Genomic DNA, 21,844 nt, shown 5'->3' with positions numbered 1-21,844 from the left:
GGTGCGGCTCCTTGCAGTGTTCGAGCGCTACTGGGAGGTGGGCTCCGGGGTGCGCTGGGGTGTGCGTCCCGGATTTCCTCGCCCAGCCACGGCTGGGAGGGGCCCGGGGGTGTCCCCCACCTGATGCGCAGCTCGGCTGCCCGTGCGGACCGCGCTGTCCGACGACACCAGGATAGGTGTCGTTCGCTCGCGTCCCGCTCGGCGTCTCATCAGGCGGCGTCCCACCAGGCGGCGCGCGGCCTGCGGCGGGCGCTGTTTCGAGCGCCCCGGGCCCGGCCGTGCTCCTCTTGCCCAGGGCTGTGGCTTTGCCATACTTACGTTGCCGTAGGTTACGCGTCCGTAGCCAGGGCAGACGCCAGGGGCGACTGCCGATTCCTCACCCCCCAGGGGACCCTCATGACCACCAGTCCCGAGCTGATCGAGGACGCCTCGGCGACCTCCGATTCCGATTCCCCCGCGACCTCCGCGACCCTCGGAGGCGAGAGCAAGCGGTCTGTCGAGCAGATCGCACTGCTGCTGTTCATCGTCGTTCCCTTCCTGGCGCTGCTGGCGGCCGTTCCGCTGGCCTGGGGCTGGGGGGTGAGCTGGCTGGATCTCGGCCTGATGGTGTTCATGTACTTCCTGGCCTGCCACGGGATCACCATCGGCTTCCACCGGTACTTCACGCACGGTTCCTTCAAGGCGAAGCGGCCGCTGCGGATCGCGTTGGCCGTGATGGGGTCGATGGCGGTGGAGGGGCCGCTGGTGCGCTGGGTGGCCGACCACCGCAAGCACCACAAGTTCTCCGACCACGACGGCGACCCGCATTCGCCGTGGCGGTTCGGGGAGAGCGTCCCGGCGCTGATGAAGGGGCTGTGGTGGGCGCACATCGGGTGGCTGTTCGACGAGGAGCAGACCAACCAGCAGAAGTACGCCCCGGACCTGGTCAAGGACCCGGCGATCCGGCGGATCTCGCGTGACTTCGTCCTGTGGACGATCGTCTCGCTGGCGATCCCGCCGCTGGTCGGCGGCCTGGTGACGATGTCGTGGTGGGGCGCGTTCACGGCGTTCTTCTGGGGCTCGCTCGTGCGCGTGGCGCTGCTGCACCACGTGACGTGGTCGATCAATTCGATCTGCCACGCGGTGGGCAAGCGCCCGTTCAAGTCGCGGGACCGCTCCGGCAACGTGTGGTGGCTGGCGGTGCTCTCGTGCGGGGAGTCCTGGCACAACCTGCACCACGCGGACCCGACGTCGGCCCGGCACGGCGTGCTGCGCGGTCAGGTCGACTCCAGTGCCCGGCTGATCCGCTGGTTCGAGCTGGCGGGCTGGGCGACGGACGTGCGCTGGCCGTCCAGGGACCGCATCGATGCCCGGCGCAGGGAAAACGCGTCGAACGCGGCATGATGGGGGACGTGGCGATCGACGGCAGCAGTTCCAGCAGCGACAAGCCCCGGCGCGGCCGCCGGGTCCGGATGACGGGCGCCGAACGGCGTCAGCAACTGCTGGACATCGGCCGCGCCTTGTTCGCCGAGAAGGGCTTCGAGGGCACGTCGGTGGAGGAGATCGCGGCCAAGGCCGGGGTGTCCAAACCGGTGGTGTACGAGCACTTCGGGGGCAAGGAGGGCCTGTACGCGGTCGTCGTGGACCGGGAGATGCGCCAGCTGCTGGACGGGGTGACGGGCGCGCTGACGGCCGGGCATCCGCGGGAGCTGCTGGAGCAGGCCGCGTTCGCGCTGCTGGACTACATCGAGTCGTACACGGACGGCTTCCGGATCCTCGTCCGGGACTCCCCGGTCGCCCAGTCGACGGGTACGTTCGCCTCGCTGATCAGCGACATCGCCACGCAGGTCGAGGACATCCTGGGGCTGGAGTTCAAGGCGCGCGGGTTCGACCCGAAGCTGGCCCCGCTGTATGCGCAGGCGCTGGTCGGGATGGTCGCGCTGACCGGGCAGTGGTGGCTGGACGTGCGCCGGCCGAAGAAGGCGGAGGTCGCGGCGCACCTGGTCAACCTGGCCTGGCACGGGCTGGACGGGCTGGAGTCGAAGCCGCGACTGGTGGGCCACCGCAAGAGCTGAGCCCCGCGGCGACGGTGTGTACGACGCGACGGCGCCCCGTCACCGGAGATCCGGTGGCGGGGCGCCGTCGCGTTGCACAGGCCCGGTGGAGGTCAGGCCGGCGGCTCCAGGCCGTGCTCTTCCAAGAACTCGATGCGGTTGCCGACGGGGTCCTCGGAGTAGAAGCGGCGGTATCCCGGCAGGTTGTCGTCCCACACGACCTCGGCGCCCCGTTCCTCCAGTCGGGCGGCGTACGCCTCGATCCCGGTCACCCGCAGCCCCGGGTGTGCCTTGCGGGCGGGCCGGAAGTCCTCCTCGACGCCCAGGTGCAGCTGCACCGGCCCGGCGGCGAACCAGCAGCCGCCGCGGGCGGCGAGGACGGGCGGTTTGGGGACCTCGGTCATGCCGAGGACGTGGGTGTAGTAGGCGCGGAGCCGGTCCTCCGAGCCGGGTGGCGCGGCGAGTTGGACGTGGTCGACTGCGGTCAGCACGGTCAGAGCTCCTTGCGGGCGACGGCGAAGATGCGGCGGAAGGGGAAAACGGTGCCGCGCGGCCCGGGCGGGTAGGCCTCGCGCAGCAGGTCGCGGTACTCGGCGAGGAAGGCGTCCACGGCGTCCCGGTCGTCCCCGAGGGCGGTCAGGACGGGCCGCAGGGCGGTTCCCTTGACCCAGTCGAGCACCGGGTCGGGGCCGGACAGCAGCTGGTGGTACGTCGTCTCCCAGGTGTCGACGGCGCAGCCCAGCTCGGTGAACCGGGCCAGGTACTCGGCGGGTTCGAGGAGGTGGATGTAACGGGCGCCGTGGCCGGCGAGCCGGCCCCGCCAGCGCGGGGTGTCGCACAGCTCGGCGAGCAGGGCGTGGCTGGGGGCGGTGAAGTTGCCGGGAATCTGGAAGGCGAAGGTGCCGCCGGGGCGCAGCCCGTTGATCCAGGCGGCGAAGGAGCCGGGGTGGCTCGGCACCCACTGGAGGGCCGCGTTGGAGACGATCAGGTCGTACGGCTCCTCGGGGAGCCAGCCGGCGAGGTCGCCGTGCCTGAATTCGAGGCTGCCGCCGCCGGCGGTCTTGCCCGCGTGCTCCTCGGTGGCGCGCCGGAGCATTTCGGGGGAGAGGTCGAAGCCGGTGATGTGGGCTTCGGGCCAGCGTTCGGCGAGCAGCGCGGTGACGTTGCCGGGGCCGCAGCCGAGGTCGGCGATGCGGGCGGGGCGGGTGGGGAGTTCGGGTATCCGGTTCAGGAGGTCGAGGAAGGGACGGGTTCGGTGTCCGGCGTGCCGGAGGTACTGCTGGGGGTCCCAGGTGGGCGCGGCGTGGGTGGTGGCTGTGGGGATCCTTGCCGACGCGATATCGGAATGCATGTTCGAGCCTCCCTACTGGCGGGGCGGGCGGAAGCGGAAGCTGTTCCGGCCCCCTCCATGCCCATCGTCGCCCAAAATATATCTTGATGTCAAGATTCCCTATGTCGAGATATCCATCGCCGAGATCCTCGATTTGAAGAGACTTCACGTCGACAGACCCCTTACACTGATCGGCATGGAGGACGAGGTCGACCGATTGGTCGCGGCATGGCGGCGGGAGCGCCCTGACCTCGACGTGGAACCGCTCGAAGTGCTGAGCCGCGTCAGCAGGCTCGCCCGTCACCTCGACCGCGCCCGCAGGCTGGCCTTCTCCGAGCACGGCCTGGAGCCTTGGGAGTTCGACGTCCTGACGTCGCTGCGCCGCGCCGGCGCGCCCTACCAGCTCTCCCCCGGCCAGCTGCTGACGCAGACGCTGGTCACCTCCGGCACCATGACCAACCGCATCGACCGGCTCGCCAAGAAGGGCCTCGTCGAGCGGCTGCCCGACCCCAACGACCGCCGGGGGGTGCTGGTCCGCCTCACGCCGGAGGGCCGTGACCGCGCCGACCAGGCCCTGGCCGGCCTGCTGGCCCAGGAGCGGGCGATCCTCGCCCAGCTCTCCCAGGCCCAGCGCGGCGATCTCGCGGCGCTGCTACGCCAGTTGACCGCTCCGTTCGACAACATCCCCGGCTAGGTCGGCCGGCCGCACCCCGGCCCGCCGGGCCAGTGCCACCGCCGCGAGCGTGGAGTGCACCCCGAGCTTGCCCAGCACGTTCTGCATGTGCGTGCGGACGGTGTGCGGGGACAGGAACAGCCGCGCCGCCACGTCCTTGCGGCCCAGCCCCGCCACCATGCAGCGCAGCACCTCGTGCTCCCGCGGCGTGAGGGACTCGACGAGCCGTTCGCTGTCCGTACGGTGCTTGCGCGCAGCGGTCAGTTCGCGGAGCACTCCGGTGAGCAGCGCGGGCGGGAGGTGGGTCTCCTCGCGCAGGACCCCGCGCACGACGGCCAGCAGCCGCGAGAGCGAGCAGTCCTTCGCCACCCAGCCGGAAGCCCCTGCCTGGAGGGCGTGTGCCGCCCGGCGGGGGTCGTCGCGCTCGGCCAGCACGACCGTGCGGACCCCGGGGTGGGACACCCGTACCCCGGCGACCAGCGCGATCCCGTCCGCGCCGGGCGGTGGCCCGGAGCCCGACTCGCGCTGGGCGGGCACGGCCCCGGCGGCGGCGCCGAGATCGGCGTCGACGAGCAGGACGTCGAAGCGGCGGCCCTCGGCCACCGCGCGTTCGAGGCAGCGCAGCGCGGCGGGGCCGCTGCCGGCCGCGGACACGTCCACGTCGGGCTCGGCCGCGAGTGCGGCTGCGAGCGATTCGGCGAAGATGCGGTGATCGTCGACCACGAGAACCCGGATACGGACCACAAAACCCCCAAGGGTCGGGGAACGGACGACTGCGGGTACGGCGCCCGGACCGGGTGGTCCGCAGCTGCCGCGGCCGCCGCCGAGACATCTCTGCACTACCCCGGACCGGACGCCGTACCCGGCGTGTCTCGACCCCTGAATCAACACCGGCCCCCACCGGTGTCACGCATCAGCGTAGAACGGGTCGCGGCTCGCGGTTGGCCGAATAGCAGAAGTTTTCCGAGCGATTTTCCGGCTGGGCAGTGACGAACGCGCTGCGAGGTGGCCTGAATTCGACGGTACGGAAGGTCTGGAAGGCGGTTTCCGACAGGCGCGTGCCACGGGCAGTTGCACAGAGGGCATTTCACCCGGCGTGTGCACGCCGGGCGCCCGCGCACCGCGCCCGCCCACGGCGCTGGCCCGCTCGCACGCGCTCCCTGCGCACGCCGCCGCACGCACCGCGCCCCCCGCACCGTCGGGTGCGGGGGGCGCGGTGAACGGGCGCGGCAGGGAGTCAGGAACGGTGCTTGCGCGTGAAGTTCCAGGCGTCCGTGATGATGCCGGTGAGGTCCGAGCGGGCCGGGGTCCAGCCGAGCTTCTCGTGGGCGGCGCGCGCGGAGGCGACGAGCACCGCCGGGTCGCCGGCCCGGCGCGGGGCGACGACCTCGGGGATCTCCGTGCCCGTGACCTTGCGGACCGTCTCGACGACCTCGCGGACCGAGAAGCCGTTGCCGTTGCCGAGGTTGCAGATCAGGTGCTCGCCCTCGGTGGCGGCCTCCAGGGCGGCCAGGTGGGCCTCCGCCAGGTCGGCGACGTGGATGTAGTCGCGGACGCAGGTGCCGTCCGGGGTCGGGTAGTCCTCGCCGAACACCGAGATCGACTCCCGCTCGCCCAGCGCGACCTGGAGCACGAGCGGGATCAGGTGGGTCTCGGGGTCGTGGCGCTCGCCGAACTCGCCGTACGCGCCCGCCACGTTGAAGTAGCGCAGCGAGACCGCCGCGACGCCGTGCGCCGCGCACTCCCCCGCGATCATGTGGTCGACGGCCAGCTTCGAGGCGCCGTACGGGTTGGTGGGCTTGGTGACCGATTCCTCGGTGAGCAGGCCCTCGGTGGGCTCGCCGTAGGTGGCGGCGGTGGAGGAGAACACCAGCTTGCGCACCCCGGCCCCGCGCATCGCGGCGAGCAGGGCGAGCGTGCCGCCGACGTTGTTCTCCCAGTACTTGCCCGGGTTGACGACGGACTCGCCGACCTGCGAGGACGCCGCGAAGTGCAGCACCGCGTCGTAGGAGGGGTCCAGGTACCGTTCGGCGTCCTGGATCCGGCCCTCGATGAAGGCCGCGCCCGCCGGGACGCCCTCGCGGAAGCCGGTGGAGAGGTCGTCGAGGACGGTGACCTCGTGCCCGGCCTCCAGGAGGTGCGCCGCGACGACGCTGCCGACGTATCCGGCGCCGCCGGTGACCATGAACTTAGATGACGCCGTCTTGCTCACTCGCCTACTGCCTCTCGCAGGGGACTGCACGCGGGGTGCGTGCACATGCCGGTCACTGGCTTACCGGATTACGGGCCTCCGGGGAAATCGGCGGCCATCGGCACCGGCCCCGCCCGGTCCAGCAGACCGGTTCGGGCGGCCAGTGCGGCCGCCTCCAGCCGGGAGCCTACGCCCAGTTTCATCAGCACCCGCTGGACGTGCGTACGGGCGGTGCTCGGTGCGATCTCCATGCCCGCGGCGATGAGCCGGGTGTCCTCGCCCTCGGCGACCCTGACCAGCACCTCGACCTCCCGCGGGGTGAGGAGCCGCAGCAGCCGGCTGCCCTCGTCGTCGGGCTGGGCGGCGGGGTTGAGGAGCTCCGCGAAGGCCCCCTGGAGCAGCTGCGGGGAGATCGCGACCTCTCCGGCGCGCGCCTTGGCCAGCGCCCGCTCCACGCCTTCGATCCGCTCGTCGTGGCGTACGTACCCCGAGGCGCCGGCGGCGAAGGCGGCGGCGATCCCGCGCGGGCTCGGCACCGGGCCGAGGACGACGACGGCGATCTGCGGCCGCTCGCGCTTGATGCGCACGACCGGCTCGAAGACCCCGGGCTCGGCGGGCGTGGCGGTGCCCAGCAGACAGACCTCCGGCGCCCGGCTGATGACCAGTTCGGCGGCGCCGGCGGCCGGCGCGGCCGCGGCCAGCACCCGGTGCCCGCGCAGCTTGAGGGCCGAGGCCAGCGCCTCGGCCAGCAGCCGGTGCTCGTCGAGCACCATGACCCGTACGCCCATCGCGCACCCACCCCCGACCCTTCTGCCCCGGCAAGCTACACGCTTGTTCGACGGTGCGCGGCGGTTACCGCGCAGAAGCCCCCGGAAGGCGGACCTTCCGGGGGCTCGAGCCGTCTGCGGGGACCGGCCGGGATCGGCCGGGGATCAGCTGGCGCTGAAGGAGACGAACAGGTACTCGGGGTCGCCCTTGTCCGAGTACGGCTTCCTGGCCGTAGTCCGGGAGATGAAGAGCTTGCCGTTGTGGTAGCGGTATTCGGAGTAGTCGGGCGAGAAGCCGGTCTCGGCGGTCCGGCTGGCCTTCTCGGCCGGGTTCTCCATGAGGACGGTCTGCTTCATCGTCGTACCGTCGATGCTGACGATCTGGCCGCCCTTGTCGTACGGGGGCTCCTTGTACGCGATGACGTTCGACCCGTCCATGCGGAGCGGGAACATGGTGTACCGCTCGCCCGCGTCGGAGCGGTCGGTGGTCTGCTTGCCGGTCTCCAGGTCGAAGGAGAGCAGCTCGTTGGTGCGTCCGGCTTCCGCCTGGCCCTGGTGCTCGATCGAGGGCAGGTAGAGCTTGCCGTTGCCGACCACGAAGCCGTTGCACTTCTCGACCTCGGTGCTGGCGCACTTGCCGCCGAAGTTGCCGGAGGCGAGCGAGATGCGCGCCTTCAGCTCGCCCTTGGGGTCGACGACGAAGAGGTCGCTGACGCCGGTGGCGTTCTTGGCGGTCTTGCCGACGTCGGCGGCGACGATGAGGGGCTTCGTGGAAACGATGGACGCCCACTCGATGCCCGGGGAGAGCTTGTACGAGGCCGTCTGCGCGCCGGTGGCCGGATCCAGGGTCTGGGCGTACAGGGTCTGGTTGTCGCCGCGGCCGCACTTGCGGATCACCCCGAGGGCTTCGCCGCCGGCGTAGCCGCTGTCGTAGCAGCCCTCGCCGTCGACCTTGGGCGTCCACAGGGACTTGCCGTCGACGAGGTTCCAGGCGGCGCCGCCGCTGGTGCCGCCGGCGGCGACGGTCTGGCCGCCGATCGTGACCTCGTAGAAGGAGGCGGGCCTGTCACCGGTGGTGGCGCCCTTGGCGTTGCCGGACCACAGGAGCTTGCCGGCGTTCAGGTCGATGACGCCGACCTCGGTGCACGCCGGGTACTTGGCCTCGGGCGTGGGCTGCGTCGGGCGGAAGAGGATCGCCGTTTTGTTGTCGCTGATGTGCTTGGTCGCGCCGCAGAGCTCGCCCGGGAGGGGGATCTCCCACTTCTTGGCGCCGTCGACGGTGTTGTAGCCGACCACCTTCGACACGTCGGACTTGACGTAGGTGGAGTCGGTGAGCCAGGAGCCCGCGACGGTGACGACGTCTTCCGGCGTCGGGTTCGGCTGGTTGAACAGCGGCTTCGACTTGACGTTGGCGGGCACCTTCTCCGAACCGGGGGTGCCGGCCGCGGGCTTGCCGCTGGGGCTGCCGTCCGCGGTGGGCTGCTTGTCGTCGCCGCCGCCGTCGCCGTCGCCGGAGACGTACCAGAAGCCGCCCGCGATGATCAGGACGATGGCCAGCAGGGCCGCGCCGACGATCATCAGCTGGTTGCGCTTGTCGTTGCCGCTGCGCGGGCCGCCCGGGGCCGGGGGCTGGGCCGCCGGCATCGGGGCCGTGGGCGCGCCGAACTGCGGCGGGGCGCCGGCGCCGGGGGCCGGCGGCTGCTGGGGGTAGCCGTAGCCCTGCTGCTGCGGATAGCCGTACGCCGGCTGCCCCTGCGGGGGCCCGGGCGGCGCGGCCGGCACGGCGGGCGGTACGGGCGGCTGCTGCGGGGCCGCCGGCGGTACGGGCGGCACCGGCGGCGTGCCGAAGCCTCCGGACGGCGGGGCCTGCGGCGCGCCGAAGCCCTGGGGCGGGGGATCCTGCGGCGCTCCGAAGCCGCCGGGGGGCGGCTGGTGGGGGGGCGGCGGGGTACTCATCGCTTGCTACTGCCTCTCGGTGGGCGGCTCGGTGGACTCGTTCACTTGCCGAAGACCATCAGGAGCTTCTCGTCCGTGCCCTTGGCGAGAAGGCGGGTTTGGGAGATGAAGAGCCGGCCGTCCACGTAGTCGATCTTCGGCGTGTAGAAGCTGCTCTCGATGGGAGCGGACGGTCCCGACGGGTTGCGCAGCAGCGCGGTGGGCGTGCCGCCGGCGGCGGGGATCGAGACGACCTCGCCGCCCTGGTCGGAGGTGGCCTTGCGGTAGGCGAGCAGCTGGCCGTTCGCGGCCCCGATCGGGGTGAGGGTGCGGCCGTCGCCTGCGGGGGTGCGCCACTTGACCTTGCCGGTGCCCAGGTCGAAGGCGACGATCTCGTTGGCCTTGCCGGACTCCGTGGCGGTCGGCATGTAGAGGGTGTTCGCGTCCACGGCGGTGGTGGAGCAGACCTCGACGGAGCGGAAGAGGCCGCCGTCGCACTCGTCGGCGAAGCTGCCCTCGCCGCTGACGGTGGCGCGCTGCTTGCCGTCGGGTCCGATGACCACGATGGCGCGTTCCTTCTTCTCCTGGTTGCCGATGTCGAGGACGACGGGGTCCAGCGAGTAGACGGCGGCGACCTTGTACTTCGCGGGCAGCTTGAAGGTCCAGCCCTTCTTGCCGGTGACCGGGTCGGCGGCCGACACCTCGCCGGTGAGGTCCTCGTCGTAGCAGGTGGAGAGGGCGATCATCTTGCCGTTGTTGACGACGTACGAGTCGGGCTTGCAACCTTCGGCGGTGGCGCTGCCGAAGAGCTTGTCGCCGGTGCTGACCTTGAAGGCGCTGGCGGTGCCGCTGCGGCTGACGGCGACGGTGTCGCCGGTGATGCCCAGGCTGGGGCTGGTCATGATGTCGAAGAGGCCCTCCTTGGGGACCTCCTTCGTCCAGCCTTCCTTGCCCGCCTTGAGGTCGACCTGCTTCATCTGGTTGCAGGTGGCGCTGTCGCCGTCGCCGTCCTTGAACATGACGACCGTCTTGCCCTCGGCGGTGGTCTGCCGGGTGACGGAGCAGATCGGCGTGGGGAAAGCGAGCGTCCACTTCTCCTTGCCGTCGGTGGCCCCGTAGGCGGTGAGGTTCTTCCAGACGCTCTTGACGACGGTGTCGCCGACGATCCACTGGCCGAAGGACTCCACGCCCATGCCGGGGCCGTCGACCTTGGCGGTCCTGAGCCAGAGGGTCTTGTCCTCGCCCTGCTTGCGGCCGGCGTTGAGGTCCTCGCCCGCCGTGGAGCCGTTGCCGCTGCCGTCGCCCTTGTCCACCTCGGTGGAGGGCTTGGCGTCGGCCGGGGCGGAGCTCTGCGCGACGGGCTTCTTCGGGTCCTCGTCGCTGCCGCCCGCGAAGGCGAAGTAGCCGCCGGTGCCGAGGACGAGTACGCCGGCGACGGCTGCGGCGATGAACACGGCCGTCTTCTTCTTGGGCGGCACGCCCCCGGCCTGCTGCATCGCGGCGGTCGGCGCGCCGGGGGGCGGCGGCGGGAGGTAACCCTGCTGCGGCATCGGCGGCGCGGGCTGCGCCGGGTACATCGGCTGCGTCGGGGGCTGCTGGGCGTACGGGTTCTCGCCCTGCTGCGGGTAGCCGTAACCGGGCTGCGGCGGGCCGGGCAGGTGACCGTAACCGGAAGGTGTGGGCGGCTGGTTCGGCGGCTGGGGCGGCTCGGTCATCAGCGCATACCTTCGGCGTCGGGTGGCGTAGGGGGATCACCTTTCTATCACTGACAGCGCTCTTACATCGGGCCGGTCCGGCCCCTGTTCCCAAGGGAGGACCGGCCCGTGACAACGCCGTTATCAGGTCAGTTGACGCCGGCGGACGGCCCGGCCTCCGCCACCGCCTAGGCGTCCTCGGCCAGCTCGAGCCAGCGCATCTCCAACTCGTCCCGGTCCGAGATGAGTTCGCGCAGCTCCGCGTCGAGCTTCGCGACCTTGTCGAAATCGGTGGCGTTCTCGGCGATCTGGGCGTGCAGGTTCGTCTCGCGGTCCGCCATCTTGTTGAGCTGGCGCTCGATCTTCTGGAGCTCCTTCTTCGCCGCGCGCGAGTCTCCGGAGGCCGTCGACTTGGCGGCGGCGGGGGCGGGCGCCGGGGCGGCCGCCTCGATCATCTTCTGCCGGCGCTCCAGGTACTCGTCGAGGCCGCGCGGCAGCATCCGCAGGCTGGCGTCGCCCAGCAGCGCCATCACCGTGTCGGTGGTGCGCTCGATGAAGAACCGGTCGTGGGAGATCACGATCATCGAGCCCGGCCAGCCGTCGAGGAGGTCCTCGAGCTGGGTGAGCGTCTCGATGTCGAGGTCGTTGGTGGGCTCGTCGAGGAAGAGCACGTTGGGCTCGTCCATCAGCAGCCGCAGGATCTGCAGCCGTCGCCGCTCACCGCCGGAGAGGTCGCCGACGGGCGTCCACTGCTTCTCCTTGGTGAAGCCGAACTGCTCGCAGAGCTGACCGGCCGTCATCTCGCGGCCCTTGCCGAGGTCGACGCGGTCGCGTACGCGCTGCACCGCCTCCAGGACCCGCAGGGACGGGTCGAGTTCGCCGACCTCCTGGGAGAGGTACGCCAGCTTGACCGTCTTGCCGACGGTGACGCTTCCGGCGGCCGGCTGGACGTCGCCCTGGGTGCGGGCCGCCTCCGCGAGCGCGCGCAGCAGGGAGGTCTTGCCGGCGCCGTTGACGCCGACGAGGCCGACGCGGTCGCCGGGGCCGAGGTGCCAGGTGAGGTGCTTGAGCAGGGTCTTCGGCCCGGCCTGGACGGTGACGTTCTCCAGGTCGAAGACGGTCTTGCCGAGGCGGGCGTTGGCGAACTTCATCAGCTCGGACTTGTCGCGCGGCGGCGGCACGTCGGCGATGAGCTCGTTGGCGGCCTCGATGCGGTAGCGCGGCTTGGAGGTCCGGGCGGGGGCGCCGCGGCGCAGCCAGGCCAGCTCCTTGCGCATCAGGTTCTGCCGCTTGGACTCCTCCGTGGCGGCGATGCGGTCGCGCTCGGCGCGGGCGAAGACGTAGTCGCTGTAGCCGCCCTCGTACTCGAACACGGAGCCGCGCTGCACGTCCCACATGCGGGTGCAGACCTGGTCGAGGAACCAGCGGTCGTGGGTGACGCAGACGAGCGCGGAGCGGCGTTCCTGGAGGTGCTTGGCCAGCCAGGAGATGCCCTCGACGTCGAGGTGGTTGGTGGGCTCGTCGAGGACGAGCAGGTCCTGGTCGGCGATGAGCAGCTTGGCGAGCGCGATGCGGCGGCGCTCACCGCCGGAGAGCGGGCCGATGACGGTGTCGAGGCCCTGGCCGAAGCCGGGGAGGTCGAGGCCGCCGAAGAGTCCGGTCAGCACGTCGCGGATCTTGGCGTTGCCGGCCCACTCGTGGTCGGCCATGTCCCGGATGATCTCGTGGCGGATGGTCGCCGCGGGGTCGAGGGAGTCGTGCTGGGTGAGCACGCCCATGCGCAGGCCGCCGCTCTGGGTGACCCGGCCGGTGTCGGGCTCCTCGATCTTGGCGAGCATGCGGATGAGGGTGGTCTTGCCGTCGCCGTTGCGGCCCACGACACCGATCCGGTCCCCCTCGGACACGCCGAGGGAGATGCCGTCGAGCAGGGCACGGGTTCCGTACACCTTGCCGACTGCCTCGACATTGACCAGATTGACGGCCATCAGACGCGCTCCAGGGAAGGGTGTGGATCAGCCCCTCAGCCTAACCCTCCGAGCCGACGCCGAGCGCTCCACCAGGAGCCAGCCTCCCAGAGCCATGCCGATGGCGGCGGGCGCGGTGACCGGAAGGGCGATGAGGGTGGCGCTGTGGCCGTCGAGCAGTCCGCCGAGCCCGGTCATGGACAGGCCGAGGATGCCGAGCAGGCACAGGGTGATCCCGAGGGCGGCGCGGGACCCGGACCCGGATCCGGGCTCGGCGCCACCGCGGCCGGGGGCCTCGAAGCGGCGGAAGAGGGTGACGAGCACGCCCGTCAGCCCGGCGGCGGCGAGCAGCCGGACGGGGACCTGGGCCCACCAGGCGGCGGTGGCGGGCTCGGGCAGGCGCAGCCCGAGGCCGAGCTGGGCGGCGTACACGGCGAGCATGGCGGTGAGGTGCCAGAGGAAGGCGGTCATGGCGATCCCGTTCGCGGCGACGACGGAGCGCCAGACCCGGGGCCGGGCGAGCAGCGCGGCGGCGGGCGTTTTGAGCAGCTCCACGGCTCCGACGAGCCACATCCCGTGCGCCAGCAGCGCGAGGGTGGGCGGGGCCATGTTGGACACCTTCTCGCCCGGCATCCCGACCATGGACAGCGGGTACGGGCCGTACGCGACGAGCAGCGCGGCGCCGGTCAGCCCGGCGGCGGCGAGCAGCGCGGGCCGGGTGAGCCGGCCGTCGGCGCGCAGGAAGCCGAGCTGGTGGACGGCGAGCCAGACGAAGGCGAAGTTCAGGAACTCGACGTACGGGACGGCCAGGGCGAAGCGGAGTACGTCGACGGCGGCCGCGGCCCCGGCCAGCAGGGCGAAGGCCCCCCAGCCCCACCGCCGGTGGAGCTTCAGCAGGGCCGGGGTGAAGGCGACCATGGCGAGGTAGATCCCGATGAACCACAGCGGCTGGGTGACCAGCCGCAGGGCGGCCCCCGTCAGCTTCCCGTCCCCGCCGCCGGCGAGCTGTACGGCGAGCGCCCCGGCGGTCCAGAGGAGGACGAAGACGAGGGTGGGCCGCAGCAGCCGCTGGAGCCGGGCCCGCAGGAACGCGGCGTAGACGGGCCGCCCGTCGGCACGCCGGGCCAGGGACCGGTACGACAGGGCGTGGGAGAACCCGCCGACGAAGAAGAACACCGGCATGACCTGGAGGCCCCAGGTGAGCACCTGGAGCGGGGGCACGAGGGCGAGCAGGTTCCCTATGCCGTCGCCGCTGACGGCGGCCATCAGCCAGTGCCCGGCGATGACGGTCGCGAGCGAGGCGACGCGCAGCAGATCGACGTACCGGTCCCGTGCGGCGGGCGTGGCCGCGGCCATTTCGCGTGCGCTGGCTGTCATACGGCATACGCTGCCGCGCGCCCGGACGGCGCAACAGGGCGCGGATACTCACCCCGCCCTAGGTACCCGGCCCCCGACCGCGCCGGGGCCGGCGCTTGAGCCGCCGGGGGCCGGCCCCCGGCGGCGGCGCCGCAGACGGCGTGTCAGAGAAGGGTCGCGCCCGGAGCCGGGGAGGTGGCCACGCGGGTGGCGCGGCAGAGGCCGGAGGCCTCCAGGGCGGCGGCGACCTTCTCGGCGGACTCCGCGTCCCGGACCAGGAACGCCGTCGTCGGACCGGAGCCCGAGACCAGCGCGGCCAGCGCCCCGGCTCCGGTGCCCGCCGCGAGCGTCTCCGCGAGCCCCGGCCGCAGCGACAGAGCCGCCGGCTGGAGGTCGTTGACCAGGGTCGCCGCGAGCGCGTCCGGGTCACCCGAGGCGAGCGCCGCGAGCAGCGCCGGCGAGGCCTCCGGGGCCGGGATCGACCGTCCCTGTGCCAGCCGGTCGAACTCGCGGAACACCGCCGGGGTCGACAGTCCCCCGTCGGCGACCGCGAACACCCAGTGGAACGCCCCGGCCTCGACCGGGGTCAGGATCTCCCCCCGGCCCGTGCCCAGCGCCGCCCCGCCTACGAGGCTGAACGGCACGTCGCTGCCGAGCTCCGCGCACATGTCCAGCAGCTCCGCCACCGGGGTGTCCAGACCCCACAGCGCATCGCACGCCACCAGCGCGCCCGCGCCGTCCGCGCTGCCGCCCGCCATGCCGCCGGCGACGGGGATGTTCTTCGCGATGTGGAGGTGGACGGCCGGGGCGGGGAGCCCCTTGCGCTCCGCCAGGACCTCGGCGGCCCGCGCGACCAGGTTCGTACGGTCCAGCGGGACCTGGTCCGCGTCCGGTCCGGCGCAGGTGACCGTCAGCTCGTCGGCCGGGGTGACCGTCACCTCGTCGTACAGCGACACGGCGAGGAAGACGTTGGCCAGGTCGTGGAAGCCGTCCGGCCGGGCCGCGCCCACCGCCAGCTGCACGTTGACCTTGGCGGGGACCCGTACGGTCACGCTCTTCACCGTGTTCACAGGGCGGGCCTCTCCGCCGCCGGCTTGTGCTCGGCGATCGCCGCGAACTCCTCCACCGTCAGCGACTCGCCGCGCGCCTGCGGGGAGATCCCGGCGGCGACCAGCGCCTGTTCGGCGCCCGCCGCGGAGCCGGCCCAGCCGGCCAGGGCGGCGCGCAGCGTCTTGCGGCGCTGTGCGAAGGCCGCGTCCACGACGGCGAAGACCTCCGCCTTCGTGGCGGTCGTCTTGATCGGCTCGGCCCGGCGCACCAGGGAGACGAGGCCCGAGTCGACGTTCGGCGCGGGCCAGAAGACCTTGCGGCCGATGGACCCGGCGCGCTTGACGTGCGCGTACCAGTTGGCCTTGACGGAGGGCACCCCGTAGACCTTGTTGCCCGGCTCGGCGGCGAGCCGGTCGGCGACCTCGGCCTGCACCATGACCAGCGTCCGCTCGATGGTGGGGAAACGGTCCAGCATGGTCAGCAGCACCGGCACGGCCACGTTGTACGGCAGGTTCGCGACGAGCGCGGTCGGCGCCGGACCGGGCAGTTCCGTCACGAGCATCGCGTCGGAGTGCACGAGCGCGAAGCGGTCCTTGCGCTGCGGCATCCGCGCCTCGATGGTGGCGGGCAGCGCGGCGGCCAGCACGTCGTCGATCTCGACGGCGGTGACCCGGTCGGCAGCCTCCAGCAGCGCCAGCGTCAGCGACCCCAGCCCCGGGCCGACCTCGACGACCACGTCGTCGGGCCGCACCTCGGCGGTCCGCACGATGCGGCGCACCGTGTTGGCGTCGATGACGAAGTTCTGCCCCTTCTGCTTGGTCGGCCGTACGCCGAGTACGGCGGCCAGTTCCCGGATCTCTGCCGGTCCGAGAAGGGCGTCGGGGGGCGTGCTGGTCGAAGGCTCGGGCTGCTGCTCTGCGGTGCTCACCGGTAAAGCCTACGGCCGCAGTGGGGCCACGGAGTCGCGCCCCGTTGTACGTAGAGCTTCTTCGCCCGGTACGTCTGTTCCGCGCCCGGTGCGTCCTGGGGGCGGCCGGAGCCGCCGAGGCTCTGCCAGGTGCGGACGTCGAACTGGTACAGGCCGCCGTAGGTGCCCGAGGCGTCGGTGGCGGCGGGGCGGCCGCCGGACTCGCACTGGGCCAGGGCCCCCCAGTCGAGGCCGTCCGCCCCGGAGACGGAGGTCGGCAGCGGCCTCGTGCCGACCTTGACGAGCTGGGTGACGGGCTCGCGGACGACCTCCTCGGCGATCTTGCGGGGCTTCTGCCGGACCCCGTTGACGGTGCGCAGGGCGTACGTGACCCGGCGCGCTCCGGGGCGGCCCGCCCGCTCGACGACCTCGGTGCCGGCGAACAGGCCGTCGTCCTCGGCCTTCTCGGTCTCGTACGGGATGCGCTCCTCGCGGACCTCGCGTGTCCCGGTGATGCGGAGCACGGTGACGGTCTGGCCGTCGCGCGGGAAGGAGGCGGGCGGGACGGAGGTGGTGTCCTGGCCGTGGAGGGTGATCCCGGCCTGGCCGAGGGCCTCCTGGACGGTGGCGGCGTTGGTGCGGATGGTGCTTTCGCGGCCGTCGGCCATGAAGGTGACGCTGCGTTCGGTGCGGACGGCGAGGGTGAGGCCGGTGCGGGGCACGGGGGCGGCGCGGGGGGCGGAGAGGTAGGCGCCCTCGACGCGGATGCCGAACTGGCGCAGCGCGCCCTCGACGGTGCCGGCGGTGGTCCACACCTGGCGGCTCTGTCCGTCGAGGGTCAGGCGCAGGGGGCGGCCGTAGCGGACGACGATCTCGTCGCCGTCGTCGAGGGCCTCGCCGCGGGCGGGGGCGACGAGGTCGTGGGCGCCGACGCCGACCCCTTCGGCGGCGAGGAGTTCGTCGACGTCGTCGGCGAAGGTGTGCAGCGTCCTGGGTTTCCCGTCCACGGTGAGGCGTACCGACTTGTCGGCGGCGACGAACGCCGTGGTGCCGCCGGCCAGGAAGGCGACGACGAGCGCCTGCGGGACGATCCGCCGCCAGCTGTCCCGGCCCGCGGTTGTCCCGGCGGGGGCCGGCCGGCGCCGCCGCCCGGTCCCGGCGGGGACCGGGATGCCGGGGCCGGGGCCTTGCCCGGTGCCTGCGCCTGCGCCCGGGGGGCCGGGGTCGGGGCTGCGGCGGCGCCCGGTGCCCGGTCCGGCGGGCGCCACGAGGTCCGCGCCCGCGGCGGGCGCGGCCCGGCGCCGCCCGGTGGGGGCGGCGGGTACGGCGGGTACGGGGACGGCCTCGGCGCTCCTGCGGCGCCGGGCGGCCCGCCGGTCCCCGGTGCGCGGGGCGGGCACCACGGCCGGCTCCGGGTCCGGGGCGGCCTCGTCCCCGTACACCCCGGTGAAAGGACTCTCGCTCACGACGCTCGCTCCACTGGTCCGGCCCCATCGGTTCGGGCACGGCACCCTAGCGGACGTCCGTCACTCACCAAAGTCGGACGGCTACCCAGCGTGTCGGGCAGGGGGGCGAGCAGCGGGCCGGGCTAGTAGTCGAAGGCCCGCGCCGTGTTCGCCGCCAGGGCGGTGGCCATCGCGTCCTCGTCGATCCCGCGCACCGCCGCCATGGCCCGTACGGTCAGCGGAACGAGGTACGGCGCGTTGGGCCGTCCGCGGTACGGCGCCGGGGTGAGGTAGGGGGCGTCCGTCTCGACGAGCACCAGCTCCAGCGGTGCCACGGCGAGGGCTTCGCGCAGCGGCCGGGCGTTCTTGAACGTCACGGTCCCGGCGAAGGACATGTAGTACCCGGCGGCGGCGCACTCGCGCGCCATCTCGGCGTCCCCGGAGTAGCAGTGGAAGACGGTGCGCTCGGGTGCACCCTCCTCGCGCAGGATGCGCAGGACGTCCGCATGGGCCTCGCGGTCGTGGATGACCAGGGCCTTGCCCTGCCGCTTCGCGATCTCGATGTGCGCGCGGAAGGAACGCTCCTGCGCGGCCATCCCCTCGGGTCCGGTGCGGAAGTGGTCGAGCCCGGTCTCGCCGACGGCCTTCACGTGGGCGAGCTTCGCGAGCTCTTCGATCTCGGCGAGCGCCTCGTCGAGCGCGGCCTCGCCGCCCCCGGGGCGCGCGCCCTGCCGGGACCAGCCGTCGGGATCCCCGTGGACGATGCGGGGGGCTTCGTTCGGGTGAAGCGCCACGGCCGCGTGGACGTTCTCGTACGCGGCGGCGGTCTCGGCCGCCCAGCGGGAGCCCTTCACGTCGCAGCCCACCTGGACGACGGTGGTCACCCCGACCGAGGCGGCCTTGGCGAGACCCTCCTCCACGGTGCCGCCCTGCATGTCGAGGTGGGTGTGGGAGTCCGCGACCGCCACCCGCAGGGGTTCGGGCAGCGGCGGCGGGGTGTCCTTCGAGGCGTCCTTGGCGGCAGTGCTCATACGGCCGATCTTATGACCGGCGGAAGATCCTCATCAGGCGGGAGAGCCAGCCCCCGCGCTCCTCGGCGTCGTCCACCGGGACGGGCCCGGGGGCGTCGTGCAGCGGGATCCTGCGCTGCTTCGGTGCCCGCGGGACGTTCGCGCCGGCCGGCACCGGGCCGGCGATCCCGGGTGAGATGCGGTGGTGGTAGAGCTTGTCGATCGTGCCGAGCACCGACGACACCTGGCCTTCCCGCATGATCCGCACCACGTGCCCGCCGCAGTTGTGGCAGGTCGGGTTCGACAGCGGGGAGGGGACCCGCTCGCCCTTGACGGTGTAGATGATGAAGGGCTGGCCCTGCCCGTCGACGTGGTGCTCGATCTCGTAGCCCTGCTCCCAGGCGTACCCGCACTTCATGCACGCGAACGAGTACGCCTCGTGCACGACGTGGACACCCGGCCTCGACACGGAGACGGGTGCCGCGGGCGCGGGTACGGGGGCGGGGACGGGTACCGAGGTGTCTGCGATCTCACTCATGCCAGCTCCTCTTGTTCCACTGGTGCCATTGCCAGTGGACGCCTCTTCGGGCGGGAGCGCATCAGGCCCTGTCGACTGTTGGACGGTCTTTGGGCGACTCATGCCCCAAAGCGCCCGGTGCGCGGTCTGAGCTTTGCCTTTCAGGTTAGCTCTTTACCGTCTTAGAGCACCTTTTGAGCCGCATTCTTTGCCGCGACCACTGCGTCGAAGACCTCCCGCTTGGGTAGTCCGGCCTCGGCCGCGACGGCCGCGATGGCTTCCTTCCGCCGCTCCCCGGCCTCCTCGCGCACCCGCACCCTGCGCACCAGCTCCTCGGCGTCCACGTCTCCCGGCCCGGCGGCCGGTGCGCCCTCGACGACGACGGTGATCTCCCCGCGCACGCCCTCGGCGGCCCAGGCCGCCAGCTCGCCGAGCCCGCCGCGCTTGACCTCCTCGTACGTCTTGGTGAGCTCGCGGCACACGGCGGCCCGCCGGTCGGCGCCGAAGACCTCGGCCATCGCGGCCAGGGTGTCGTCGAGCCGGTGCGGGGCCTCGAAGTAGACGAGCGTGCGACGCTCGCCCTCGACCTCGCGGAGTCGGCCGAGGCGCTCGCCCGCCTTGCGCGGCAGGAAGCCCTCGAAGCAGAAGCGGTCCACCGGCAGCCCCGACAGGGCGAGCGCGGTGAGCACCGCGGACGGCCCGGGCACGGCGGTGACCTTGATGTCCTTCTCCACGGCGGCGGCGACCAGCCGGTAGCCGGGGTCGGAGACGGACGGCATGCCGGCGTCGGTCACCAGCAGCACCCGCTTGCCCTCCTCCAGCGCCTCGACCAGCTCCGGGGTGCGCGCCGACTCGTTGCCCTCGAAGTACGAGACGACGCGCCCCGTGGTGTGCACGCCGAGCCCCTGCGTCAGCCGGCGCAGCCGCCGGGTGTCCTCGGCGGCGACCACGTCGGCCCGCTCGAGCTCGGCCGCGAGCCGGGGCGGGGCGTCGGCGAGATCGCCGATCGGGGTGCCGGCGAGCACGAGCACGCCTGCGGAGGAGGAGGTCGAAGAGGCGGTTCCGGAGCCGGGGGGCTGGTCAGTCGTCACCGGTCCATCCTCTCAGCCGTCCCACCCGGCACACGTCGGCCGTCCCACCCGGCACACGCTCCCACGGCCCCGGGCACTGGGGTTCGCACAGCCGCGTTCCCTACGATGACCCGGTGACCAGTACCGCGACGCCGCCGCCCAGCCCCGCGGGGGCCCCGCCCGCCCCTCCGGCGGGGCGCGAAGAACAGCCGTCCACCTGGCTGCGCCGCCTGCGCAGCTTCGGCTACGCGCCGCCCGCCGGAGCCCGGCGGCGCCCGGACGTCCGCACCCGCCTGGTGCCCCCGTACGCCCGGCCCTCCGAGCAGATGTGGACGGCGATCGGGATCCCGCTCTCCGCGGTGGGCGCCTGGCAGCGCGTGCTGGCGTGGGCGGGGCCGGTGCTGGTGGCGCTGGTGGCCGGTGTGCTGCGCTTCGCGCACCTGGGCAGCCCGAAGGCGGTGATATTCGACGAGACGTACTACGCCAAGGACGCCTGGGCCACGATTCAGCAGGGCTACGAGGCGAGCTGGCCCAAGGACATCGACAAGTCGATCCTCGCCAACCCCGACGGGATCTCCCTCCCGCTGGACCCCGGCTACGTCGTGCACCCCCCGGTCGGCAAGTGGGTCATCGGCCTCGGCGAGTGGATGTTCGGCTTCACGCCGTTCGGCTGGCGGTTCATGACGGCCGTGCTCGGCACCCTGTCGGTGCTGATGCTGTGCCGGATCGGCCGCCGCCTGTTCCGCTCCACCTTCCTGGGCTGCCTGGCGGGCGCGCTGCTCGCGGTGGACGGCCTGCACCTGGTGATGAGCCGCACGGCCCTCCTCGACCTCGTCGTCATGTTCTTCGTCCTGGCCGCCTTCGGGGCGCTGCTCGTCGACCGGGACCGGACCCGGGCCAGACTCGCGAACGCGCTTCCTGTGGACGAGGAGGGGCGCACCCTGCCGGACGTCGCCGTCGCCGAGACGCTGCGCCTGGGCTGGCGCCCGTACCGGATCCTGGCGGGCGTGTGCCTGGGCCTGGCCTTCGGCACGAAGTGGAACGGTCTGATCGTGCTGGCCTTCTTCGGCGTGCTGACCGTCCTGTGGGACGCGGCCGCGCGCCGCACCGCCGGGGCGGGCGCCCCGTACGCGGCGATGCTGCGGCGCGACGCGCTGCCGGGCTTCCTGTCGACGGTGCCGGTGGCCATCGCGGTGTACGTGGCCTCCTGGACCGGCTGGATCCTGTCCCCCGACAACGGCAAGGGCGGTTACTTCCGCGACTGGGCGGCGAAGAACGACCAGGGCAGTTCGCTCTCGTTCCTGCCGGAGTGGCTGCGCAGCCTGTGGCACTACGAGACCGAGGTCTACAAGTTCCACGTGGGCCTGACCTCGGGCCACACGTACGAGTCGAACCCGTGGAGCTGGCTGGTCCTGGGCCGCCCCGTCTCCTACTTCTACGAGTCCCCCGAACCGGGTGCGGACGGCTGCCCGGCGACGGGGGCGGGCAAGTGCGCGCGCGAGGTGCTGGCCCTGGGCACGCCGATGCTGTGGTGGGCGGCCTGCTTCGCGCTGCTGTACGTGCTGTGGCGGTGGTTCTTCCGGCGCGACTGGCGGGCGGGCGCGATCGCGTGCGCGCTGGCCGCGGGCCTGCTGCCCTGGTTCAACTACCAGGAGCGGACCATCTTCTTCTTCTACGCGGTGGTCTTCGTCCCGTACCTGTGCCTGGCGGTGGCGATGATGATCGGCGCCCTGCTGGGCCCGTCGGGCTCGACGGAACGCAGACGCGCTCTGGGCGCGATCGCGGCGGGCGTGCTGGTCCTCCTCATCATCTGGAACTTCATCTATTTCTGGCCGATCTACACGGGCCAGTCCATCCCGATGGACTCGTGGCGCGGTCGGATGTGGATGGACAGCTGGGTCT

General features: G+C 72.6%; 19 protein-coding genes. 4 read left to right on the top strand and 15 right to left on the bottom strand.

Annotated features, from left to right (window positions below; all coding sequences use genetic code 11):
* Positions 1-396 precede the first annotated feature (396 nt).
* Positions 397-1,383 carry an acyl-CoA desaturase gene (locus tag ACZ49B_RS35135; protein ID WP_468314224.1) on the top strand — a complete coding sequence of 329 codons (987 nt, stop codon included), beginning with the start codon at positions 397-399 and terminating at the stop codon, positions 1,381-1,383.
* The gene (locus ACZ49B_RS35130; RefSeq protein WP_030297040.1) at positions 1,380-2,054 is read left to right on the top strand and encodes a TetR/AcrR family transcriptional regulator; all 675 of its coding nucleotides are present in this window, start codon (positions 1,380-1,382) and stop codon (positions 2,052-2,054) included. Before ACZ49B_RS35135 ends, ACZ49B_RS35130 begins: the two co-directional genes overlap by 4 nt.
* Positions 2,055-2,146: 92 nt before the next feature.
* Here the strand turns inward: ACZ49B_RS35130 and ACZ49B_RS35125 are convergent, their stop codons facing one another.
* A complete protein-coding gene (locus tag ACZ49B_RS35125; RefSeq protein WP_030297042.1) occupies positions 2,147-2,524 on the bottom strand; it encodes a VOC family protein in 378 nt (125 codons plus the stop codon).
* Positions 2,525-2,526: 2 nt separating this feature from the next.
* Positions 2,527-3,384 (bottom strand): trans-aconitate 2-methyltransferase, encoded by an 858-nt coding sequence (locus ACZ49B_RS35120; protein WP_468314221.1) that lies wholly within the window; start codon positions 3,382-3,384, stop codon positions 2,527-2,529.
* 175 nt (positions 3,385-3,559) lie between these two features.
* Here ACZ49B_RS35120 and ACZ49B_RS35115 point away from each other — a divergent pair, with 175 nt between their 5' ends.
* Positions 3,560-4,057, top strand: a complete 498-nt coding sequence (locus tag ACZ49B_RS35115; RefSeq protein ID WP_030297045.1) for a MarR family winged helix-turn-helix transcriptional regulator — start codon at positions 3,560-3,562, stop codon at positions 4,055-4,057.
* On the opposite strand, the gene ACZ49B_RS35110 is transcribed toward ACZ49B_RS35115, so the two are convergent.
* From ACZ49B_RS35110 to rsmI, 13 genes are all read right to left on the bottom strand, one after another.
* Positions 4,016-4,780 (bottom strand): LuxR C-terminal-related transcriptional regulator, encoded by a 765-nt coding sequence (locus tag ACZ49B_RS35110; protein WP_468314218.1) that lies wholly within the window; start codon positions 4,778-4,780, stop codon positions 4,016-4,018. The two genes, ACZ49B_RS35115 and ACZ49B_RS35110, sit on opposite strands and share 42 nt — an antisense overlap.
* Before the next feature lie 493 nt (positions 4,781-5,273).
* Positions 5,274-6,221 (bottom strand): UDP-glucose 4-epimerase GalE, encoded by a 948-nt coding sequence (gene galE / locus ACZ49B_RS35105; RefSeq protein ID WP_468314216.1) that lies wholly within the window; start codon positions 6,219-6,221, stop codon positions 5,274-5,276.
* 95 nt (positions 6,222-6,316) lie between these two features.
* Positions 6,317-7,015, bottom strand: coding sequence for a response regulator transcription factor (locus ACZ49B_RS35100; RefSeq protein ID WP_468314213.1), 699 nt, complete (start codon positions 7,013-7,015; stop codon positions 6,317-6,319).
* 144 nt (positions 7,016-7,159) lie between these two features.
* Positions 7,160-8,950, bottom strand: coding sequence for an outer membrane protein assembly factor BamB family protein (locus tag ACZ49B_RS35095; RefSeq protein WP_468314210.1), 1,791 nt, complete (start codon positions 8,948-8,950; stop codon positions 7,160-7,162).
* Between the two features lie 41 nt (positions 8,951-8,991).
* Complete coding sequence (locus ACZ49B_RS35090; RefSeq protein WP_468314207.1) at positions 8,992-10,644, bottom strand: outer membrane protein assembly factor BamB family protein; 1,653 nt, start codon at positions 10,642-10,644, stop codon at positions 8,992-8,994.
* Positions 10,645-10,811: 167 nt separating this feature from the next.
* The gene (locus ACZ49B_RS35085) at positions 10,812-12,608 is read right to left on the bottom strand and encodes an ABC-F family ATP-binding cassette domain-containing protein (protein WP_468314204.1); all 1,797 of its coding nucleotides are present in this window, start codon (positions 12,606-12,608) and stop codon (positions 10,812-10,814) included.
* Between the two features lie 27 nt (positions 12,609-12,635).
* Positions 12,636-13,964: an acyltransferase family protein gene (locus ACZ49B_RS35080; protein ID WP_468314202.1), complete on the bottom strand. Its 1,329-nt coding sequence runs from the start codon at positions 13,962-13,964 to the stop codon at positions 12,636-12,638.
* Positions 13,965-14,107: 143 nt separating this feature from the next.
* Entirely contained in the window at positions 14,108-15,013 is a 906-nt protein-coding gene (locus ACZ49B_RS35075; protein WP_468314199.1) for a 4-(cytidine 5'-diphospho)-2-C-methyl-D-erythritol kinase, read from the bottom strand.
* Positions 15,010-15,921 (bottom strand): 16S rRNA (adenine(1518)-N(6)/adenine(1519)-N(6))-dimethyltransferase RsmA, encoded by a 912-nt coding sequence (gene rsmA / locus ACZ49B_RS35070; RefSeq protein ID WP_468314196.1) that lies wholly within the window; start codon positions 15,919-15,921, stop codon positions 15,010-15,012. The genes ACZ49B_RS35075 and rsmA overlap by 4 nt, the downstream gene beginning before the upstream one ends.
* The gene (locus ACZ49B_RS35065; protein WP_468314193.1) at positions 15,918-17,366 is read right to left on the bottom strand and encodes a ubiquitin-like domain-containing protein; all 1,449 of its coding nucleotides are present in this window, start codon (positions 17,364-17,366) and stop codon (positions 15,918-15,920) included. The genes rsmA and ACZ49B_RS35065 overlap by 4 nt, the downstream gene beginning before the upstream one ends.
* Before the next feature lie 122 nt (positions 17,367-17,488).
* Positions 17,489-18,376: a TatD family hydrolase gene (locus ACZ49B_RS35060; protein ID WP_468314192.1), complete on the bottom strand. Its 888-nt coding sequence runs from the start codon at positions 18,374-18,376 to the stop codon at positions 17,489-17,491.
* 10 nt (positions 18,377-18,386) lie between these two features.
* Positions 18,387-18,893: a hypothetical protein gene (locus ACZ49B_RS35055; RefSeq protein ID WP_468314189.1), complete on the bottom strand. Its 507-nt coding sequence runs from the start codon at positions 18,891-18,893 to the stop codon at positions 18,387-18,389.
* 161 nt (positions 18,894-19,054) lie between these two features.
* Complete coding sequence (gene rsmI, locus ACZ49B_RS35050; protein WP_468314187.1) at positions 19,055-19,963, bottom strand: 16S rRNA (cytidine(1402)-2'-O)-methyltransferase; 909 nt, start codon at positions 19,961-19,963, stop codon at positions 19,055-19,057.
* Positions 19,964-20,076: 113 nt separating this feature from the next.
* Between rsmI and ACZ49B_RS35045 the strand changes: the two genes are divergently transcribed.
* The coding region (locus ACZ49B_RS35045) for a dolichyl-phosphate-mannose--protein mannosyltransferase (protein ID WP_468314184.1) at positions 20,077-21,844 on the top strand (1,768 nt) is incomplete at its 3' end.

Source organism: Streptomyces sp. NPDC031132 (genome assembly GCF_055570595.1).
Note: the sequence above shows the minus strand (reverse complement) of the source record. Positions and strands in the feature narration are given on the sequence as shown.